The 21125-nt window shown below is 37.6% G+C and carries 17 protein-coding genes; 11 read left to right on the forward strand and 6 right to left on the reverse strand.

The genetic code is table 11. From position 1 onward, the window contains the following. Positions 1–12: 12 nt before the first annotated feature. On the forward strand, positions 13–759 hold the full coding sequence (locus BHE19_RS19275) for a succinate dehydrogenase/fumarate reductase iron-sulfur subunit (RefSeq protein WP_070908458.1): 747 nt from the start codon (positions 13–15) through the stop codon (positions 757–759). 229 nt (positions 760–988) lie between these two features. Here BHE19_RS19275 and BHE19_RS19280 read toward each other — a convergent pair whose 3' ends face one another. Next, positions 989–1738 carry a 4-hydroxy-tetrahydrodipicolinate reductase gene (locus BHE19_RS19280; protein WP_070908459.1) on the reverse strand — a complete coding sequence of 250 codons (750 nt, stop codon included), beginning with the start codon at positions 1736–1738 and terminating at the stop codon, positions 989–991. A gap of 428 nt (positions 1739–2166) precedes the next feature. On the opposite strand from BHE19_RS19280, the gene BHE19_RS19285 reads away from it, so the two are divergent. The 10 genes from BHE19_RS19285 (at position 2167) to BHE19_RS19330 (ending at position 11637) form a co-directional block, all read left to right on the forward strand. Next, positions 2167–2517 carry a hypothetical protein gene (locus BHE19_RS19285; protein WP_070908460.1) on the forward strand — a complete coding sequence of 117 codons (351 nt, stop codon included), beginning with the start codon at positions 2167–2169 and terminating at the stop codon, positions 2515–2517. 291 nt (positions 2518–2808) lie between these two features. Then, on the forward strand, positions 2809–3504 hold the full coding sequence (locus BHE19_RS19290) for an ABC transporter ATP-binding protein (RefSeq protein ID WP_070908461.1): 696 nt from the start codon (positions 2809–2811) through the stop codon (positions 3502–3504). Between the two features lie 34 nt (positions 3505–3538). Then, complete coding sequence (locus BHE19_RS19295; RefSeq protein ID WP_233431404.1) at positions 3539–5839, forward strand: TonB-dependent siderophore receptor; 2301 nt, start codon at positions 3539–3541, stop codon at positions 5837–5839. 8 nt (positions 5840–5847) lie between these two features. Further along, positions 5848–7296 (forward strand): ABC transporter permease, encoded by a 1449-nt coding sequence (locus tag BHE19_RS19300; protein ID WP_070908463.1) that lies wholly within the window; start codon positions 5848–5850, stop codon positions 7294–7296. Position 7297: 1 nt separating this feature from the next. Then, complete coding sequence (locus BHE19_RS19305; protein ID WP_070908464.1) at positions 7298–8653, forward strand: DUF3526 domain-containing protein; 1356 nt, start codon at positions 7298–7300, stop codon at positions 8651–8653. A 288-nt stretch (positions 8654–8941) separates the two neighbouring features. Next, entirely contained in the window at positions 8942–9268 is a 327-nt protein-coding gene (locus BHE19_RS19310) for an ArsR/SmtB family transcription factor (protein ID WP_070908465.1), read from the forward strand. Positions 9269–9325: 57 nt separating this feature from the next. After that, positions 9326–9790: a DUF6428 family protein gene (locus BHE19_RS19315; protein ID WP_070908466.1), complete on the forward strand. Its 465-nt coding sequence runs from the start codon at positions 9326–9328 to the stop codon at positions 9788–9790. A gap of 151 nt (positions 9791–9941) precedes the next feature. Next, on the forward strand, positions 9942–10349 hold the full coding sequence (locus tag BHE19_RS19320) for an arsenate reductase ArsC (protein ID WP_449404124.1): 408 nt from the start codon (positions 9942–9944) through the stop codon (positions 10347–10349). Positions 10350–10524: 175 nt separating this feature from the next. Beyond that, a complete protein-coding gene (locus tag BHE19_RS19325; protein ID WP_070908468.1) occupies positions 10525–11178 on the forward strand; it encodes a VOC family protein in 654 nt (217 codons plus the stop codon). A gap of 60 nt (positions 11179–11238) precedes the next feature. Beyond that, on the forward strand, positions 11239–11637 hold the full coding sequence (locus BHE19_RS19330) for a tautomerase family protein (protein WP_017497602.1): 399 nt from the start codon (positions 11239–11241) through the stop codon (positions 11635–11637). A 102-nt stretch (positions 11638–11739) separates the two neighbouring features. Here the strand turns inward: BHE19_RS19330 and BHE19_RS19335 are convergent, their stop codons facing one another. The 5 genes from BHE19_RS19335 to BHE19_RS19355 all read right to left on the reverse strand — a co-directional run bounded on the left by BHE19_RS19335 (position 11740) and on the right by BHE19_RS19355 (position 20297). Beyond that, positions 11740–13728, reverse strand: a complete 1989-nt coding sequence (locus BHE19_RS19335; protein ID WP_070908469.1) for a heavy metal translocating P-type ATPase — start codon at positions 13726–13728, stop codon at positions 11740–11742. 352 nt (positions 13729–14080) lie between these two features. Further along, positions 14081–15313: an efflux RND transporter periplasmic adaptor subunit gene (locus BHE19_RS19340; protein WP_070908470.1), complete on the reverse strand. Its 1233-nt coding sequence runs from the start codon at positions 15311–15313 to the stop codon at positions 14081–14083. 1 nt (position 15314) lies between these two features. After that, positions 15315–16577 carry a TolC family protein gene (locus BHE19_RS19345; protein WP_070908651.1) on the reverse strand — a complete coding sequence of 421 codons (1263 nt, stop codon included), beginning with the start codon at positions 16575–16577 and terminating at the stop codon, positions 15315–15317. 163 nt (positions 16578–16740) lie between these two features. Beyond that, positions 16741–19866: an efflux RND transporter permease subunit gene (locus BHE19_RS19350; RefSeq protein WP_070908471.1), complete on the reverse strand. Its 3126-nt coding sequence runs from the start codon at positions 19864–19866 to the stop codon at positions 16741–16743. Between the two features lie 107 nt (positions 19867–19973). Next, the gene (locus BHE19_RS19355) at positions 19974–20297 is read right to left on the reverse strand and encodes a DUF6660 family protein (RefSeq protein WP_035746830.1); all 324 of its coding nucleotides are present in this window, start codon (positions 20295–20297) and stop codon (positions 19974–19976) included. Positions 20298–21125: the final 828 nt, after the last annotated feature.

Genomic DNA, 21125 nt, shown 5'->3' on the forward strand with positions numbered 1-21125 from the left:
AGTTGAAGAAATATGAAACTTTCTCTTAAAATATGGCGGCAATCTGATAGTTCCTCTAAAGGAAAAATGACCGATTATGAAATAGATGCCGTTTCAGAACATATGTCTTTTCTGGAAATGCTCGATCTTTTGAATGAATCCTTAATTCAGAAAAAAGAACGTGTTATTGAATTCGATCACGATTGTCGGGAAGGAATATGCGGGCAATGCGGTGTGATGATCAACGGAAGAGCTCATGGTCCTCTAAAAAATACCACCACCTGTCAGCTTCATATGCGAAGTTTTAAAGATGGAGATACTATTTATATTGAACCTTTTCGGGCAAAAGCTTTTCCTGTACTTAGAGACTTAAAAATCGACCGTTCCGCTTTTGACACCATCATTGCATCAGGTGGTTTTATCGGAACTTCAACAGGTCAGGCACCGGAAGCAAATAGCATTCCCATATCCTATGAAACCGCCGAAGCGTCTTTTGATGCGGCAGCCTGTATTGGGTGTGGTGCCTGCGTAGCCACCTGTAAAAATGCCAGTGCAGCCCTATTTACGGGGGCAAAAATCACCCATTTGGCTTTGTTGCCACAGGGACAGATCGAAGCTCAAAAAAGAGTACTGAGCATGGTAAGCCAAATGGATGCCGAGGGTTTTGGAAACTGCTCAGACACCAGGGCCTGCGAAATTGAATGTCCACAAGGTATTTCGATTCTTTCGATCGCCAAAATGAATGCCGAATATACCAAAGCTTTAATTTTTAAAAAATAATACATCAATCATTTAATAAAATACACATAGAAACATAGACTTATCAAACTCAGAAATATCATTTCATAAGTTGAAAATACAAGCAACAAACCATGCGGAAGAAATGTATTTCATTTTGAAACCTTTTTGCCCCATTATTTCTATGCTTCTATGTGTTTATTAAAATAAAATCGTCTTAAAAAAGCAAACCCGACAAGTTTTTGAAACCTGTCGGGTTTGCTTTATTAGATCAGACGGTAAAATAAGGTGTTAAAATATCTTCAAAATTATACAGCCCCCTGGGTTTGTTTTTCAGATTTTCGGCAACAAAAACAACTCCGTTTCCAAATGCTTCCCTCGAGATCGATTCATGAATTAAACGAACCGTCTGATACGGAAATCCAAATATGACCTCATGCTTACCTACTATTCCTCCTGCCCTTACTGAGTTGATATTGTTTTTGTCAAGTTCCAAAGCTTCCGCAATTTTAACCGCTGTTCCTGAAGTCCCTTCTTTCTTTTTAAAATGTTCTTCGTTTACTTCAATATCCACCCAGGGAGCAATTTTCTTTAAAAATTTAGCCGCAAAAAGCAGGTAATTCACACCAAGTGTAATATTGGGTGACCAAAATACCGTTGTTTTATGTGCCAGTTTCTTTAATAACTGCAACTCTTTGTCTTTGTAGTGAGAAATAGCCGAGATAATCTTGACCTTTCGCTTTGCAGCAACTTCTCCATAACTATAAATACCTTCATTGGAAGAAAAATCAATAATAACATCGACCGGATGTTTGTCCAGCAAATCTTCCATTTTCACTTTAGAACCAGAGTAAATTAACCCAGGTTCTTTTGACGGAATACCAAGAAATTCTGAAACGGATCTATGTTCTAAAACCGTACTTTGTCTTAAAACCCATTCCAGGCAAAATTTATTGTTTTCCAGTAGTACAGTAGCTACTGATTTTCCAGTCTTTCCGAATCCTATTAAACCTATTTTCATAATTCACTTTTTTATGAGCGGACTGCCCGTTTATAAAATTGACACTTTTAAAACTTCATGTCAAATCAAAAATTCAATTATTAACTAAGCTGATAATTATCCTCTTCTAGTAAAAATAGAGATTATATGCCGAGATCACTAGCAATAACTTTCATAAGTAACGATAATCGAACACGTTAACAGGAATACTACTGTAAAAATATTTTATAAGAAGCTCTAAAGACGTTTTTGGAATGATTGCCCGAAGAATATTAGTTTAGCTGTATTTTTATGCATAATTAGGCTTTACAAAAAATTGAGAATTTGTTTTCCCAATAAAATAATAATCGATTCTGGCACATTTTTAAATAAGATATCTATATTTGCAACAACGTTGCGTTAGTTTATAAGCTACCAAGTCCTTTAAAAATGGGCTTTTTCCATTAAGAATGAAAAAGAAAAATGTATTAATTCCTCTTTTTATGTCTGTAACTGTATTGTTTGCAATGCTGTTTCAGACGCTGCATTCTTACGAGCATGTTTACAAGCAGCTAACGAGTAAACATTGTGAGCATACTTATATTGAGGGGCAAAAGCAAATCACACACAGTCATACTGTAGACAACAATTGTCAGATTTGTCATTTTACGTTTAGCACCTTTATACCAAACACTTTTCAAACGTACTCTTTTCTTAAAGCAACCGTTGAAACTTTCAGCGTGTTCTTTTACGAAAAAACAATTTCTGTTGTTTTCAAAGGCAGTCTTTTTGCACTTAGGGCACCGCCATTTATTCGCTAGTTTACTGCATTTTCACCCGAAAAATTAAAAAATAGCTTTTGCTTGTCTTTTTCAAAGATCAGGTAAAACGCATTTGTAATCTTATTTGGTCTGTTTTCAATAAAACAGCTCCAATTAAGATACGAAAGACCATTTTGGTTTATCTAATTTACCTACTCTTCGGTTGTTCCCAGTAAATTCTACTCTTCCTATTTCGTCACCGGTTAAAATGTTTCAGCCCTAAAGGCTGTTACTATAACTGTGCATGAAAAGAAAAACCCGTACTAAAAATCATCCAAATACATCAAAACTATGCTTATAGCTGAAAATCTAACAAAAAAATATGGCGACCATATTGCTCTAAACAAACTCAACTTAACCATTAAAGAAGGGGAAATTTTTGCTTTATTGGGGCAAAATGGTGCCGGAAAAACCACCACAATCAACCTTTTTCTTGGTTTTATCGCTCCAACAGACGGAGAACTAAAAATTAACGACATATCCGTCATCGGCAACGCACAGGAAACGAAAAAATATGTTGCTTATATCCCCGAAACTGTCATGCTATATCCTAACCTTACCGGTCTGGAAAACTTAAAATTCTTCTCGTCGCTGGCAGGATTCAAATATTCGCAGGGAGAACTGACTTATTTCCTGTCTAAAGCGGGGCTTCAGATTAAGGCTCACCATCAAAATTTAGGTGGTTATTCTAAGGGAATGCGACAAAAAGTTGGAATTGCCATTGCGATTGCCAAAAAAGCCAAAGTGCTCTTACTGGATGAACCTACGAGTGGTTTAGACCCTAAAGCTTCCAACGAGTTTTCCCAAATACTAAAAGAACTTTCTGCTGATGGAACAGCCATTTTAATGGCTACACATGATATTTTCAGAGCGCGGGAAGTTGCCTCTCATATTGGCATTATGAGACAGGGGAACCTTGTCACCGTTATCGAAGCCGATAAAATCTCGGCAAATGAACTGGAAGATTTGTATTTACAAACTGTATAAAGGGAAATTACTTTCTCAATCCTATCCAAAAAAAATGAAACACTATATTCTCTCACTGTTTTTATTAAGTATTACTTCGTTTGCCCAATCGCAAACCGTTAATAAAAAGATATCTGATAGTATTCCGAAAGATTCTGTCAAGGTAAAAACCGAACACACACAATTGCAAACTGTCGAAATCATTGGCCGTTCGACCAAAAAATACAATAGCGATTATTCTTTTGCAGCCACCAAAACAGCCGCTCTCAACAAAGACATTCCACAATCCATATCCACGATCACCAAAGAATTAATAGCAGACAAAGGTGCTATCTATCTGGCCGATGCTGTAAAAATGGCCAGTGGGGTGATCCCCGCAAGTTATTACAATCAATATACCATTCGCGGAATCAGTCAAAATGAAGAAGGCCAGATCATAAATGGAATGCGAACGCATCAACATTACTTTTTACAACCATTGACTACCAATATTGAACGAGTTGAAGTGATCAAAGGACCTTCGAGCGCTACATTTTCATCGGTAGATCCGGGCGGAAGTATCAATATGGTGACTAAAAAACCACTGGCTGTTGACCGAAAAGAAATAAGCCTTACTGCAGGAAGCTTTAGCACCTTGCGCGGAACCTTAGATTTTACCGGTCCATTGAACGAATCAAAAACCCTTTTGTATCGTGTAAACGGAGCGTATCAGGAAGCCAAATCGTTCCGGGATCTGATTCGCAATAAATCATTCTTGATTTCACCCTCGTTCAGCTACATTCCGAATGAAAAAACAGCGATCAATACAGAACTGATTTTAAGTAACATGACCGGAGTTCTGGATCGTGGACAGCCCATTTTTGGAGCAGTTGCGGGTGTTACCAGTTTAAACAAAACTCCAATTAGCTTAAATTTAGGTGCTCCCAATGATTTCTACAAATCAAAAGAAATGATTTTGATGACGAATTTTGCTCATAAATTCAACTCTAAAATAGGGTTTAATGCTTCATACATGAAACAAACCTGGACAGAAGACCTTCAGGAACACCGAACGACTAATGCTTTTGCAGTCGACATGAACAATAAACCTGTCAGCAGTCTGGCCATGATGCAGTTTGTACAGCGTCAGCAATATTGGGACGTTGACAATCTCACTTCTTATTTCAACTTTGATTTAAATACAGGAAAAATCAAACATAAATTGTTAGCAGGTTACGATTTAAGCAGCTGGAACAAAACCAAAGGTGGCGGACAAAATGCGGCCAGAGGTTATGTATTAAAAGACGGATCGGTAGCCCCTTCATTTGTTGCTGCTAATGCTGCCAATTATCAAACCATAACCGTTGACGGAGTAGTTTTACCTAAACCAAATGTCAATTATTTTAACCTGAATAATCCCGCTAATACACTAACAAATCCTGACGATTATACGCTCAATGTCCGTACCGCATTACCCCCTGCACTAACCACTACAAATGCAGTCTACATTCAGGATCAGGTACAATGGGAAAGATTTACCATCTTACTGGGGTTGCGCCAAGAATGGTTTAAAGACATCACAAACTACAAATCCAACAATGAACTAACGGTAAAAAAATCGGCTTTACTGCCGCGTATTGGAGTGACTTATGCCGTAAACAATCAAATAAATGTTTATACAACTTATTTGGAAGGTTACCAGCCACAATCGAACACTGTGTCTTTGATGCCTCAAACTGGAAGTTTACCCGCCGGAAGTTTGTTTGATCCACTGAAAAATAACTTGAAAGAACTTGGATTAAAAGCTACTTTTTTCAACAATTCGGTAAGTTTTAATGCTGCAGTTTACGAGATCAATCAGCGCAATATCCTAATGAATGCCAACGACTCGGTAAATCCTGATTTGCTGGTAACAAGAGGTGCTGAGAGAAGCCGTGGTTTTGAGTGTGATATAGCCGGTTTTATTACGGCAGACTGGCAAATTAATGCTTCTTACAGTTACATTGATGCTAAAATCACCAACGATCGCGACCCATCGTTAATTGGTGCCCAAAAACAAAATACACCAAAAAACAGTGCCAATTTATGGACACGCTACAATTTCAATTCTGATTCGGCTCTAAAAGATTTGGGTATTGGTTTCGGAATGCAATATCAAAGCAGCAAAGTACCCTGGTTTACAAGAGCTTTTACCCTGCCTGATTTTACGGTTTTTGATGCCGCATTGTACTATAAACCCAACAAAAGCAATATGCAGATTGCTCTTAATGCGGGCAATTTATTCAATAAAACGTACTGGCTGGGTGCTCAGAATTACCTGCGTCTGTTTCCCGGTGCGCCACGTAACTTCAGTCTTACTGTAACTTATAAATTTTAAACGGTATCATGTCATTACATAAAGAAATTTTAATTGCCAGACATTTAAAAAAGGCTTTTTTTAAAAATACAGCAGTCTATATCATCACGATTTTTATCGGTATCCTGTTGCTTTACGCCGCTTTTTCAGGTTGGGAAAATTACAGTAACCAGAATCAGACAAGCGAAAAATACCAACATGAATCACGCAAAGACTGGCTCAATAATCCGGATAAGAACCCACATCGAATGGCGCATTACGGGAATTTTGCGTTTAGAAAAAGTACACCCCTGAGCGTTTTTGAATTCGGGATGGAACCGTTCTTCGGAAATGCGATCTTTCTCGAAGCGCACAAACAGAACAGTGCCAATTTCTCAGAAGCAGGATTCTCCAACAGCATGCTTCGTTTCGGAGAGATTAGTATTGCTATGGTTTTACAGCTTTTATTGCCTCTGTTGATTTTTTTCTTAGGATTTAATGCTGTTGCAGCCGAAAGAGAAAACGGGACTTTAAAATTAATTTTAAGTCAGGGAATCAGTTGGAAACAACTCTTAACAGGTAAAATAGTAGGAGTTGCAAGTGCCATTCTGCTTATTTTTGTTCCTACGATTATGGTTCTTGTATTCCTTTGGCTGTTGTTGCAGGATTTTACGATTTCAAGCGATGAAACCATTAAAATGGTATTATTCATACTGTTTCATTTTATTTACCTGATGTTCTTTTGTGTCATTGCAGTTTTGGTTTCTGCTGCGAGTAAAACTTCTAAAAAAGCACTGATTTCCTTAATCGGAATCTGGCTGGTTCTTACTATTATTTTACCCAGAACCACTCAGGCAATTGGCGCTTATCTTTATGAAGCTCCTTCCAAAATACAGTTCAACAGTGCTATCGAAAAGGACATTCTGAAACAAGGCGACAGCCACAATCCGAACGACATACATTACAAAGCCATAAAAGATTCCCTACTACGCGCCTACAAGGTAGATTCGGTACAAAAACTACCTTTTAATTATTCGGGATTTATCATGACGGAAGGAGAGAAAATCAGTTCGCGAATTTATAACGAACACTTAGAAGAGCTGCTAAAAGTTTACGATCAGCAGAACAGTTTTTCTAAGGTCGTTTCGTTCCTGAACCCTTATATCGCCATACGAAACCTGTCGATGGGATTATCCAACACCGATTATGGTTCGTATATAGATTTTCAAAAAGAAGCTGAGATTTACCGCTATACTATGGCGCAAAAAATGAATGCTTTGCAAGTCAAATACATCAGTAATAAAAAGCCGGGACCAAACGACAAGCCTTTATCCATCAGCAAAGAACACTGGGCTGATTTGGAAGAATTTCATTATGAGCCAAAAGAAGTCCCGGCTATTTTAAAGTCCGAAATCCTCTCTGTAGTCTCTATTTTTCTCTGGATTATCCTGCTTTTTGCTCTCCTGCGAATTGCAGCCAAAAACCTTAAAGCCCTCTAATATGTTAGCATTACTTTTTAAAAATTTCATTCGCTCAAAAGGTACCAAAATTGGACTGATGTTCCTGTTGCTCATTGGATTCATCGGTATTTTAATTGGGCAGCAGTTTCAGCAAAAGCAGCAAAACAATATTGCGGAAGCTGCATTGTACCAAAAAGAGCATATAGCACGAAATGCCGCTTTTCACAAAGACGAAATGGGACTCCTGCTCTACTACATCAAATTTTCTCTCATCAATAAAACATTGCCTTTGAATCCTCTGGCAATTGGTCAGCGCGATGTAAATCCGTCGATTCAAAGCGTCACGATTCGGGGTCTGGAAGGTCAGAAATACGACTCGGAACTCAATAATCCGAACAATCTTTTATCCGGAAATATCGATTTTAGCTTTGTACTTATCTATCTGTTTCCTCTTTTGATTATAGCATTCTCGTACAATCTGGTTTCGGAAGAAAAAGAAAGCGGCACCTGGAAAATTGTGTCTGTGCAAAGCGAAAATACCTTTTTATACATTCTGAAATTGTTTTACGTCCGAATTTTAAGTCTGATTGCGCTGTTCACCTTTTTACTTCTTTTAGCCGTTTTGATTCTGAGAATTCCTTTTGACTCCTCCCTTCTCGCCTTTTACGGACTTGGTGTTTTGTATCTTATTTTCTGGTTTGCAGTCTGCTTTTTTATTGTTTCCCTTCAAAAAAACTCCAACTTCAATGCGGTTATTTTGCTAACGATCTGGCTGTTTCTCATTATTATACTGCCTGCCGTAATCAATACCTATATTGTGAATAAATATACTATTCCGGAAGCTTTGGAGCTGACTGTAAAACAACGTAATGCTTATCATGAAAAATGGGATATGGATAAGAAAATCACAATGGATAAATTCTACCAGCATTATCCGCAATTCAAGCGATATCCTTTGCCTGATACGGAGTTTAACTGGCTTTGGTATTACGCCATGCAACAGGCCGGTGACGATGATTCGGTACAACAATCTCAGGAACTGCAAACTAAACTGGAACAGCGCAACAAAGCCAGCCAGTTTATTGCTTTATTCGTTCCTACCCTGCATGCCCAGCTTCAACTGAATGAAATTGCGAAATCTGATTTAGGAAACCAGCTTTTATTTTTGAAGGAAACCAAACATTTTCATGAAAAAATGAGACTTTATTTTTATCCAAAAATATTCGACAATTCCAATGTTAGTAAAGAAAACTGGTCGAAATTTAAGGTAGAAACTTTTACAGATCCATCAAAAACTAATGGTATAAAAGCCTTTTTGCCATTGTTGCTTTTTAATTTGTTACTGATTGGTTTGGGTTGGATGAATTTCAAAAACAGCAAAAAAGAGACCTTTTAGAAGTTGATACTCTCAACTTAAGAATTTTAAACACATAGAAACATAGATCGAAATGCAGAAAAAGGCGTTTCACTTCAAATAAAATGTCACGATGCATCGGGACGAAAGAAATATATTTCTCATTCGTATCCTCTTTTAAGAATACAAATCTATGTTTCTATGTGTTTCATAATTTTAGCATTCCACCATCGGAATCAATATTTAAATTCACCTTATTTAAAAATTCTAAAATAAATCCTTTAATTTAAAAATTAATATCGTAATATTGCAATATTATATTTAAATCATATGGGAGCTTCTAAAACGGAACATTTTACCGATAAACAAAATCAGATCGCCACTATAGCCAAAGCATTGGGGCATCCGGCCAGAATCGCTATAATTGAATATCTGTTAAAAGTAAACGAATGTATTTGCGGAGATATCGTAAATGAGTTACCCCTGGCACAGCCTACCGTTTCACAACACCTGAAAGAACTAAAAAATGCAGGACTTATCAAGGGAAACATTGAAGGAAACGCCATCTGTTACTGTATCAATGAAGAAACTTTTGATGTTCTAAACACCTACTTTTCTGGTATTATTACCGTTACAAAAAATCAAAAATGCTGTTAAAGGCTTTTTTTATCTTACTATATCGCAATATTGCATTATAACTATAAAACAATAAAAATGAAACTATCAGACATTAAAAAAACACTCCCTACTCTCGAAAACGTAGCATTTCAATTGGAAAACGGAACTTTTGTTCCGGAGCATTTTCACGTTACCGAAATAGGAATGATTACTAAGAATTTTATCGATTGCGGCGGTGTAATTCGTCAGGAAAAAAGTGTCAACTTTCAGCTTTGGAATGCGGACGATTATGAACATCGACTAAAGCCCGGCAAACTTTTACATATCATTAAACTTTCAGAAGAAAAACTAAATATTGAAGATCTGAATATCGAAGTTGAATATCAAAACGAAACTATCGGAAGGTACGATTTAGAGTTTAATGGTAATCATTTTGTATTGAAAAATAAGGTTACAGCCTGTCTGGCACAGGATGCCTGCGGAATTCCATCACCATCCGGCTTTATCGAATTAAACAAGGACAAAACAAACTCCTGTTCTCCAAACTCAGGCTGTTGCTAAGCTATGAGCGCTTTCTTTCTTAAATATAAAAAACCAATTATAATCACTACAGCTGTTATTGTATTGCAACTGATTTATGGCTTTGAGCCTAAATTTTGTATGATCAATATCATTTGGTTACTCGTTTAAAACTATGACAAAAAATATTCTAGTGCTCTGTACAGGAAATAGCTGCCGAAGTCAAATCGCTGAAGGGTATTTACGCCACTTCCTGGGTAACAAAGCCCACGTTTACAGCGCCGGTATTGAAACTCACGGTGTAAATCCAAGAGCCATTGCGACTATGAAAGAAGATGGAATCGATATTTCAGAACATACTTCAAATCATATTGATGAATACCAAAACATCCATTTTGATATTATCCTGACAGTTTGTGATCATGCTCATGAAAAATGCCCTTTTCTTCCAAGCCAAGCTCAAAAATTTCATCAAAATTTTCCGGACCCGGCCAGGGCAACAGGAACCGAAGCAGAGATAATGCAGGAATTCCGTACTGTGAGACAAATGATTAAAGCGTATTGCAACACGTTTGCAAAAACGATTTACACAAACTATTAAATACAAATTTATGTTTCAATGTGCTAAATAACCTTATCAACAAGCTGTTTCTTATCATAATTTATAATACATTCATCGAAGTATAAAATGATGCGATCGACAGAATACCAATGGCCTTTTTTAAATTTGTTTGAAACGAAAAGAAGCTTCTGCCTCTTTGTAAATGTACCTCATCATGAAATTACAACACCTTCAGATTCAATCCAACAATATTCAGGAAACAGCGGCATTCTATCAAAACGTACTTAACCTTTCAATTCTTGAAAAAGATTCCAGGTCAGTTACTATTCAGGCTGGTGAATCGGTTTTACAGTTTATCGAAAATCTTCAACTCGACTCTATCTATCATTTTGCTTTTAATATTCCTCAAAACAAGCTGCAAGAAGCCATTCAGTGGGTTACAAACAAAGTGGATTTAATTGTTATTGAAGACACTGCTGTTATCGCTAATTTTGAGAACTGGAATGCCAACGCGATCTATTTTTATGACAACAATGGTAATATACTGGAATTCATCGTTCGATATGACCTCAACAATGCTCAAACAGAACCCTTTAGTTCTCAATCTATACTCAACATCAGTGAAATTGGTATTGTCAATGAGAATCCTCTAGTTCTGGCTAACCAACTCATAACGCAACACAACTTAGAATTTTTCAGCAAAAATGACAATAGCGAGCTCTTCGCTGCCCTTGGAGATGATGAAGGTCTGCTCATTATGGTACGCCCGGGTCGAAACTGGTATCCTACTCAAATACCTTCTGAAAGCAATACAACCGAAGTGCGATTGGAGAATAAGGGAATTCAGATTGAATTGAAGTTTTCCTAAAGATTTGTCTGCTCCTCCTCCACTTTTTTTTATTTTTATACAAAACTCAAAATCTAAAAAATGCCATTTGTCCGAATCAGTTTACCTAAGAAGCTTTCCTTAGCAACCAAAAACAATATTTCAGAAGCGATTCATCAATCTTTAATTGCAGAATTTCATATTCCAAGTGCTGATTATTTTCATGTAATTGAAGAATTAGAACCACATCAGATAAAATATCCCGAAAGTTATCTTGGTATTTCACATTCTGAAGAAATTATATATGTTCAGATCACTGCAGGGCAAGGTCGAACAGTAGAACAAAAAAAGAAATTATACCACCAAATTGCAACAAGAATTGCCGCAACAACAGCGATTCTCATTAATAACGTGATTATTGTTTTATTAGAAAATAACGGTTTGGAAAACTGGTCCTTTGGTAATGGAGAAATTCAGGAGCCAACACATTTAAAAAAATAAAATTCTTTAATAGTTTTTATACCGCTCTGGCTATTCCATATGAGAATAAAGGATCAAAAAATAAAACCGTTTCAGTTTAAACTCTGAAACGGTTTCTTTCTATTAAAATTTCATCTTTTGAATCCTCACGGCATTCAATATAGCCAGTAAAGCAACTCCGACATCCGCAAAAACAGCTTCCCACATGGTTGCCAGTCCTCCGGCACCCAAGATAAGTACGACAGCTTTTACAACGAAGGCCAGAGTAATATTTTGCCAGACAATTTTTTTGGTTTGTTTCCCAATGTTTATCGCCATCGGAATCTTGCTTGGTTTATCGTCCTGAATGACCACATCGGCAGTTTCGATCGTGGCATCACTGCCTAACCCTCCCATCGCAATTCCAACCGTACTTAAAGCAATTACCGGAGCATCGTTTACACCATCCCCAACAAAAGCTACCGTTTCATTTTTGGCTTTAATTTCGTTTAGTTTATTCACCTTATCTTCGGGTAATAAATCTCCAAAAGCGTTTTTAATGCCTAAGGTTTTGGCTACGAACTGCACTACATTGGTTTTATCACCGCTCAGCATGGTTACTTTAACTCCAAGAGCTTTCAATTTGGTTACTGCCTCTTGCGCATCTGCTTTAATTTCATCGGCAATTGTTAAATAACCTGCAAACTTATTGTCGTAAGCAATGGCAATGGTCGTATAAACCACCGCATTTGGATCAACATGGTATGCTATACTGAATTTATCCATCAGTTTAAAATTCCCTACGTGCAGTTCTTTTCCGTCTATTTCAGCTTTTAATCCGTGTCCGGAAATCTCCTCGACGTTTTTCAGTAGTATTGAGGAATCGATTTGCCCTACATAATTATGAATTGCAGTCGCAACGGGGTGTGTACTCTGACTTTCAAGTACATTGACCAGTTTTAAAATTTCGTCTTTGTCAAAACCGTCCTGAATAATCACTTCCTGAACTTTAAAAACACCTTCGGTCATTGTACCTGTTTTGTCCATCACAACATTCTGAATGGTCGAAATACTGTCTAAGAAATTACTTCCTTTAAACAGGATACCATTCTTGCTCGCTGCTCCAATTCCGCCAAAATAGCCTAGTGGAATGCTGATCACCAAAGCACAAGGGCACGAAATTACCAGAAAAACCAATGCTCTGTACAACCAGTCACTAAACACATAATCGGATACAAAAAGCATCGGCAACAAGCAAATGGCAATCGCCAGATAAACTACAATCGGCGTATAAATTTTAGCAAATTTTCGAATGAACAATTCTGCGGGAGCTTTTTTAGTAACGGCATTCTGAACCATTTCCAAAATCTTAGACAATTTACTGTCGTTGTAAGCTGCCGTTACTTTTACCAATGCAATGGTACTTCCGTTAATCATTCCGGCCAAAACAGCTTCTCCTTTTACTTTGGTGTCCGGTTTACTTTCTCCTGTAAGTGCTGCGGTATTAAAGGAAGCCGAATCGGAAAGTAATTCTCCGTCCAGCCCCAGTTTTTCCCCTGCTTTCAGCTGCACAATAGCTCCAATGGCAACATCGGCAGCTTTAACTTTAGTCGCAACATTATTTTCCAAAACACTTACCTCATCAGGACGCTGGTCCAGTAAGCTTTTTATGTTTGATTTGGCACGACTGACTGCCAATCCTTGAAAGTTCTCTCCAATGGTATAAAACAACATCACAGCAACGCCTTCCGGAAATTCTCCAATGGCAAATGCTCCGATGGTGGCGATACTCATCAGGAAAAACTCCGAAAACACATCGCCTTTTCTGATGCTTTCGTAAGCTTCCTTTAAAACAGGGAATCCCACCGGCAGATAAGCGATGACATACCAGGCGATTCTAACAGGTCCAGAAAACCAATTTTGCTCGAAATACTGATCGAATCCAATTCCAATCAGCAATAAAACAAAGGAAATAATGGCCGGTAAAAACATCCTAAACCATCCACTATCCGCACTATGACCGTGATCATGCCCGTCATCGTCTGAATGTACAGGCTCATCATGTGAGCAGCAGGAACCGGGTTGATTTATTTTATTTTTTTTAATCTTTTCTTCTTTATGCAGATGTTCCATGAGAAATTTAAAGTTTTAGGTTTCAAAGTTTCAAGTTTAAACTTTGTTTCAATAATGTTCTAAATTTACGGATTTTGTATTAATAGTTTTTAGGCAATAACAATTAATCTGGCAAAGGCAGCGAAAAGAGATTGTAGATTAACGATTGTACATTTCAGATGTATGAAATCTGGAAATAGAGAATAGTACTAATAACCAATATCAAATCAGAAATCAAACATCTTAAATCATTTAACTTAATGACATTGGATCAAAGCCAAGAGGTTATTCAGGAACACACTGTTATGCGTCTCTACAAAAACCTCTGAACCTTTGGCCCTTTGTCCCTCTGAACCTTTGCCCCGATCAAAATTTAATGATCATGTTCTCCCCCGCCTTTCATAGCCGAAAGCAAATAAAAAGCTCCTTTCGTCACGATTTTTGCATTTGGATCAACATTTTCTACAAATTTTATTTCTGTAAAGCCCAAATCTGTAGTGCCCGGAATGACTTCCACTGCTCTAAAATGAACTTCTTTTTCATGATTTCCTTTTTCCGGCGTTTTCTTCTCTTCATGTGCTTCTTCTTCCACATAAACAAAATACTTATCGGCATTTCGAACTACAGCATCTTTTGGCAACGCAGGAACGGTAGCATTTGTAATGTTAATGTTAGCCGAAACGTACATCCCCGGAATCAGTCCTTTAGCGTCAGCAGATTCGATTTTAGCATGTACCGCAACAGTTTTACTTTCGTTTGAAAAAGACTTATTAATTCCGAAAATCTTCCCTTTAATGGATTTATTGGACTGATTGGTTAAAACAAAATCTATAACCTGACCAATTGAAATTGACCCAAGATCTTTTTCATACACGTTCAAATCCAAATGCATCTGACTGTTATCGACCACTTCAAACAAAACTACTCCGGTTTGAGCATAAGCTCCTTTTGCAATGCTTATCTTCCCTACGTAACCATTGATTGGCGCTACAACCGGGACTAACGAAGTGCTTCCTTTGGTACTGACATGCAAAGCTTCCAATTTGTTCTTCGCAGCCTGTGCACGGGCTCTTTCTGCTGCCAATTTTGATTTTACTTCCTGAAATGTTTTCCTTGGATTTACATTTTCATCGCTCAGTGTTTTCTGACGGTTGTATTCCAATTGCAGGTATTCAATATTGGCTACAGCCGAATGATATTCTTCCTGCATTTCGATTACTTCCAGGTTTTGAATGGTCGCCAGTACTTTTCCTTTGTTAACGTACGTTCCTTCCAAAACAAAAATATCTTTGACTGTTCCTCCTATTAAAGTCGAGACTTCTGCTGAATTTTGTGGCGGAACGGTAGTGTAACCATTGGCTTTAATAACCTTGTTAAGATTTCTGTTTTCTACCAAACCTGTTTCAATCCCAACCGTTTTATATTGCGCTTCGTTTAAAGCAACTTCTGTTTGCGATTTTTCTTCCTCCGGAGCTTCTTCTGTTTTCTTTTGACCACAGGACGCTAAAACCATTATCGAAGCGGCCACTAATCCCAAATAAACGAACTTTCTTTGCGATAAAACCTTTGTCCTTGTTATTGCTGTATTATTATTGATCTGTTTCATTTTAATTGTTTTTGATGGTTGGAAATTGCAATTCGATTGCGCTTTGATTAAAGTTGTGCGTGGCCTCTGTATATTGCTTCTTAATATCGATTGCCTGATTTAAAAAACTGATGTACGACCAATAACTCAAATCGCCATTGGCATAACTTTTCTGGGCCGTACTAATAATCTGATCGGCATACTGCAATCCTTCTTTTTGAAAATAGTCCATTGCTTTTTGCTGCTTCTCGAAATTGTTTTGCAATTCCTGTTTTTGTAGATTCAGCGTCAGCTTATTTTTATCCAAAGCCAGTTGCGACTGCGAAATACTGATTGCCGAAGCCTTGGCTTTTGCTGTATTTACCCCTCCAAACAACGGAATCTGCAATCCCGCCGTAAAACCCTGAAACAAGGATTGCGTGTTGATCGTTTGTGCAAAATATCCTAATCCAACTTTTGGTGTTCGCATGGCTTTGTGTGTATTGGCTTCTTTTTGATACACCGAAATTTGCTGCTGATAAAAATCGGTTGTTAAAGTCTCTGCTTTCGAGGTTCCGTCTCCTTTCACAATTGCATATTGCAATGTAGTTTGATCGTCCGGAATGATACTCTCATCCGTTTGTACAAAAAACTGCAGCTGCTTTTGGTAAATCGCCAAATCAAATTCTATCTGTGCTTTTTGAGTTTCAATCTCTTTTACTTTTGCCTTTGCACTTATGACTTCAATATTTCCGCTTTCTCCGGTTTTAAAACGAAGCTCAGCATTCTTCAGAAATTTGGTATAAATTTCATTCAGTTCCGAGTTTAGCTTTTGAATGGAAACGCCGTACAGGTATTGATAATAGGCAAGAGTAACGGCTTTTTCTACTTCATAAGTCGATAACGCTTTTCGTTTTTCGGCCAGTTTTGCTAATTCTTCCTGCAATTGTCGATTGGCTTTTGTGACATTCCCTAACGGAAAAAACTGTTGTACGGAAACATTATGGTCGTAATCGGCACTATTGAACTGCCCGCCCTGGTATTGTACCTGAAGCGGATCTGCCTGAAATGCCGTCTTTTTCAAAACGGTCTGTTTTTCAATTTCCTTATCGGCAATCTTCAAATCGATGTTGTTTGATTTTGCCAGTTCGATTGCTTTTTCGAGACTGATTTTTTGCTGTGCTGTTGTTAGTGTCGTTGCAAACAAGAGTGCTAGTGCCAGCTTGTTTAACCGCAAAGCACGCAATGCATCTTTGGCAAGGTGCGCAAAGGAGCTTGTGTTTATATGCTTTAGTATGTTTTTCATTTTTATATTTTTTGTTTCTCGCAGATTTTGCTGATTGAGCAGATTTTTACTTTTTATAACTGAATCTCTTTTAAGCTGCATGAAAAATTATTCTTTCCTCTCGTAAAATCAGCTAAATCTGCAAGAGAAATCATTTTACACTAATCAGTAATTATCTAATTATCTAATTATCTTTTTTGTCGTTAAACTTCTTCTCTAACAACAAATACAGAATTGGCAAAACAATTAATGTCAGTAAAGTTGCTGAGACTAATCCCCCAATTACTACGGTTGCCAAAGGTTTTTGTACCTCTGCTCCTCCGCTTGTAGACAATGCCATTGGCAAGAATCCTAACGAAGCTACGGCAGCAGTCATTAAAACCGGACGCAATCTGGTTTTGGTCCCAATTAGAACTCGTTGCAGCGGATCAAAAACTCCCTCTTTTTTGAGCTGATTGAAATATGAAATCAATACAATTCCGTTTAAAACCGCAATTCCAAACAAAGCAATGAAACCAATACCTGCCGAAATACTAAACGGCATTCCACGCATCCAGAGTGCAAAAACTCCCCCGATTGCTGATAATGGAATGGCTGTAAAAATCAATCCGGCCTGCTTGAAGCTTTTAAAAGTAAAATACAGTAACACCAATATCAATCCTAAAGCGATTGGAAGCGCTACCGAAAGTCGTTTAGTAGCTTCTATTAAATTCTCAAACTGACCTCCGTAGGTTACATAATACCCTGCCGGAAGTTTGTAGTCTTTTTCCAGTCGTTGTTGAATTTCCTCTACCACACTTTTGATATCACGGCCACGAACGTTTAGTCCAACCGTGATTCTGCGTTTTCCGTTTTCACGGATTACCTGTACAGGACCTTGCTCGTACTCGACTGTGGCCACTTGCGAAAGCGGTACCTGCTGCCCGTTAGGCAATGGGATAAACAAATTACTCACATCTGTAATATCGGCACGATTGTTTTCATTCATTCGCACTACAACATCAAACCTTTTGCTTTCATCATAGATTTTTCCGGCACTTTCTCCCGCAAAAGACGAACGTATAATTTGATTGATATCTGAAATATTCAATCCGTATAAAGCGATTTTATTGTAGTCGTATTTCACCGTAATTTGCGGTAAACCGGTAACTTTATCGGCTTTTAAATCGCCTATCCCTTCAATACTTTTAATTTTCGAGATTAACTCTGTTGCTTTAGCGTCCAGAATCTCCAGATCGTCTCCAAAAATCTTAATGGCTATATCACTTCGGCTTCCTGTCATTAATTCGTTAAATCGCATCTGAATAGGCTGAGAGATCTCGATATTGGCTCCTGGAATGACTTCCATTTCTTTTTTCATGGCATTAGCTAAATCTTCCCAGTTGTCATATTTGCCTTTCCATTCTTTTTTGTCTTTCAAAACAATGATCAAATCACCACTTTCGATAGGCATCGGATCGGTTGGAATTTCCCCGCTTCCAATTTTGGTTACGATGGTTTTAATCTCAGGAAATTTAGCTTTTAAGATCTGTTCGTATTTCGTAGTAGTTTCCACCATCTGCGTAAGTGAACTTCCGGTCATGATAGTTGCATTTATAGCCAAATCACCTTCTTCGATGGTTGGTATAAACTCTCCTCCCATTGAATTGAAAACAACTAAACCAAGAGCAAATAAACCCAGCGATACACCTAAAACTACCTTTTTAAACTGTAGTGCTTTTTTCAAAAATGGTGTATAAACAGCTTCTAGCCACGCCATCATTCTGTCGCTGAAATTTTCTTTGTGTTCAGTACTTTTAGATAAGAACATCGCACTCATCATCGGTACGTAAGTCAAAGAAAGAATAAAGGCTCCTGCAACTGCAAAACCTACTGTCATCGCCATCGGCTTAAACATTTTACCTTCAGTTCCAACCAAAGCAAGAATTGGCAGATACACGATCAGAATAATGATTTCCCCAAAAGCAGCACTGTTTCTGATTTTCGAAGCCGAATTGTACACTTCGGCATCCATTTCGTTTTGCGTTAACGCTTTCTTGCGTTTGAGCTGCTGCAAGTGGTGCATGGTGGCTTCCACAATAATTACAGCTCCGTCAACGATAATTCCAAAGTCGATCGCCCCAAGGCTCATCAGATTTCCGCTTACGCCGAAAGCATTCATTAAAATAACGGCAAAAAGCATGGCCAGTGGAATAACTGAAGCTACAATTAAGCCTGCACGAAGATTCCCCAGAAATAAGATTAGTACAAAAATAACGATCAAAGCTCCTTCTAATAAGTTCTTTGAAACGGTTCCAATAGCGCTGTCAACCAACTTTCCTCTGTCGATAAAAGCTTCGGCAACAACTCCTTCGGGCAGACTTTTATTGATCTGAATCATTCTTTCATGAATTCTGTTGACCACCGCACTGGAATTTTCTCCTTTTAACATCAAAACCATTCCGGAAACAATTTCTCCTTTTCCGTCTTTAGTTGAAGCTCCGTAACGCAAGGCAACACCTTCGCGAACTTCGGCTACATCACGAACCAAAACAGGCGAACCATTTCGGTTTTTCACTACTACATTTCCTAAATCTTTGGTCCCTTTCGCCATACCAACACCCCGAATGAAGTACGCAAACTGGTCTTTTTCGATATAGGCACCTCCTGTATTTTGATTGTTTTTTTCGAGTGCATCAAAAATCTCTGTGATGGTAACTCCCAGACTGTTCAATGTATTTGGATTTACGGCAATTTCGTATTGCTTTAGTTTTCCTCCCCAGGTACTTACATCGGCTACGCCTTTGATACCCTGCAATTGCGGGATAATGATCCAGTCCTGAATGGTACGTAGTTTTATAGCATCGTATTTGTCTTCGTAGCCTTTCTTGGCATAGACATCGTACTGATAGATTTCTCCTAAACCGGTACTGATTGGGGCCAATTCAGGCGAACCGGCATAAGCCGGGATATTCTCTTCGGCCTGTTTAAGACGTTGAAATATCTGTTCTCTGGCCCAATAGATGTTCACATCGTCCTCGAAAACGACCGTAACTACTGATAATCCGAAACGTGAAATACTGCGGAGTTCTATAATATCCGGAACAGTCTTTACAGCCTGCTCTAAAGGATACGTAATTAATTGTTCGACTTCCTGACTGGCCAAAGTAGGTGCTGTGGTAATAATTTGTACCTGATTGTTGGTTACGTCAGGCAAAGCGTCTAATGGTAATTGTTTGATCGAATAGCTTCCCCAGGCTATTAATACAAGGGTTAATAATAGTATAACGAACTTATTCTTTATACTAAACTGTATGATTTTATCTAACATTTTAATGATATAATGATGTGAGAAATGAGGCAAAGTGTTGCCTATTTAAATACTGCGGAAGATCCGCAACGCTCTAACCCACATTCCGACTTATCGGGTGGGCATCATTATGCTATTTGTGGGGGCTGCCAGACACTTCCGTAGAAACTGGAAGCAAAAACAGAATTGTAGTTGGGTAATGGAATTGAGATGATGGAATGCGCAACAGGGAAATCAAAGCTTAAGAAAGTCTGATAACTTAAAACCTGCGCTCCACAACAATTGCACGCACAGAAAGGCGAGCATAAATCATTGTCTTTATCGTGTGTGTGATTGGCTTCAGAAGAAAACTGAGCTGTTTTATGAGCAGCACTATTGATTTCCATATCTGCACAAGGCATATTGGAAAGCGCCATTAAATAAATCGATAATATGATTGTTATCCATTTCACGACACAAAAATAGTATTTATTTCAATTGAAAAACTGAATTATTGAATTTGATGCTTCTAAAAAAAGACGGACGAATCAAAAAATTAACAAAATCCCCTGTATATCAAAATTACTTTCTTAAAATAACAATCCCGCTGATTCAAAAATTTAGTCAACTTTAACAACAATTAACATTTCATTCTAAAATTTATTCCTTCGAACCAAGACACACTTTTCTACAATAAAGTAAAAGCCTCCCATTTCCTTATCAAACATCAGCCATGTGAGAGAAATGTATTTCACTTTTATATTCTTTGCTTATACTAAAAAACGATGTTGTTAGGTGTTGAATATTATTTTTTAGAATCACAACCACAAAACATAGATCACTATTATTAAACAAGTTACAATAATTAATTAAAACCTATACTTTATATTTAAAAACAGCTACTGCAACTATTAAATAAAAAAACAACACTACGTAAAGCGATAATCCTCCTCTCAAAGCTTCTGCAATTAGCATTACTTAAAAACCTCATCAACAAGCAATTAAAACCACATTCAACGGAATTTATTTTGAAGCCATATTGTTTCGTTTGACAAAATATAAAATTGTAAACCTTAAAGATTTTTCCCCCTCAAAAAAGTGCTTTTTCTTCAAAGAAATTAGAGTTAAAACTAAAATTCTTCCGGCTTTTTTGTTTCACATCTAAATCATTTCGGTTAAAAAACAATTATAAAGTTATAATTCAACAAAACAAACATAAAACACTGGAAACAAAATAATTCAAAACAAAAACAAAACACAACAAGACAAACTGTCAGTATCAAAAAACAGCCCTTTTTATT

The organism is Flavobacterium tructae (assembly GCF_001853485.1).
GTDB lineage: Bacteria > Bacteroidota > Bacteroidia > Flavobacteriales > Flavobacteriaceae > Flavobacterium > Flavobacterium tructae.

Excerpts from the sequence above, each read along its gene's own strand:
- BHE19_RS19275 (WP_070908458.1), top strand. The coding sequence starts at position 13 with ATGAAACTTTCTCTTAAAATATGGCGGCAATCTGATAGTTCCTCTAAA.
- BHE19_RS19280 (WP_070908459.1), bottom strand. The coding sequence starts at position 1,738 with ATGAAAATAGGTTTAATAGGATTCGGAAAGACTGGAAAATCAGTAGCT.
- BHE19_RS19285 (WP_070908460.1), top strand. The coding sequence starts at position 2,167 with ATGAAAAAGAAAAATGTATTAATTCCTCTTTTTATGTCTGTAACTGTA.
- BHE19_RS19290 (WP_070908461.1), top strand. The coding sequence starts at position 2,809 with ATGCTTATAGCTGAAAATCTAACAAAAAAATATGGCGACCATATTGCT.
- BHE19_RS19295 (WP_233431404.1), top strand. The coding sequence starts at position 3,539 with ATGAAACACTATATTCTCTCACTGTTTTTATTAAGTATTACTTCGTTT.
- BHE19_RS19300 (WP_070908463.1), top strand. The coding sequence starts at position 5,848 with ATGTCATTACATAAAGAAATTTTAATTGCCAGACATTTAAAAAAGGCT.
- BHE19_RS19305 (WP_070908464.1), top strand. The coding sequence starts at position 7,298 with ATGTTAGCATTACTTTTTAAAAATTTCATTCGCTCAAAAGGTACCAAA.
- BHE19_RS19310 (WP_070908465.1), top strand. The coding sequence starts at position 8,942 with ATGGGAGCTTCTAAAACGGAACATTTTACCGATAAACAAAATCAGATC.
- BHE19_RS19315 (WP_070908466.1), top strand. The coding sequence starts at position 9,326 with ATGAAACTATCAGACATTAAAAAAACACTCCCTACTCTCGAAAACGTA.
- BHE19_RS19325 (WP_070908468.1), top strand. The coding sequence starts at position 10,525 with ATGAAATTACAACACCTTCAGATTCAATCCAACAATATTCAGGAAACA.
- BHE19_RS19330 (WP_017497602.1), top strand. The coding sequence starts at position 11,239 with ATGCCATTTGTCCGAATCAGTTTACCTAAGAAGCTTTCCTTAGCAACC.
- BHE19_RS19335 (WP_070908469.1), bottom strand. The coding sequence starts at position 13,728 with ATGGAACATCTGCATAAAGAAGAAAAGATTAAAAAAAATAAAATAAAT.
- BHE19_RS19340 (WP_070908470.1), bottom strand. The coding sequence starts at position 15,313 with ATGAAACAGATCAATAATAATACAGCAATAACAAGGACAAAGGTTTTA.
- BHE19_RS19345 (WP_070908651.1), bottom strand. The coding sequence starts at position 16,577 with ATGAAAAACATACTAAAGCATATAAACACAAGCTCCTTTGCGCACCTT.
- BHE19_RS19350 (WP_070908471.1), bottom strand. The coding sequence starts at position 19,866 with ATGTTAGATAAAATCATACAGTTTAGTATAAAGAATAAGTTCGTTATA.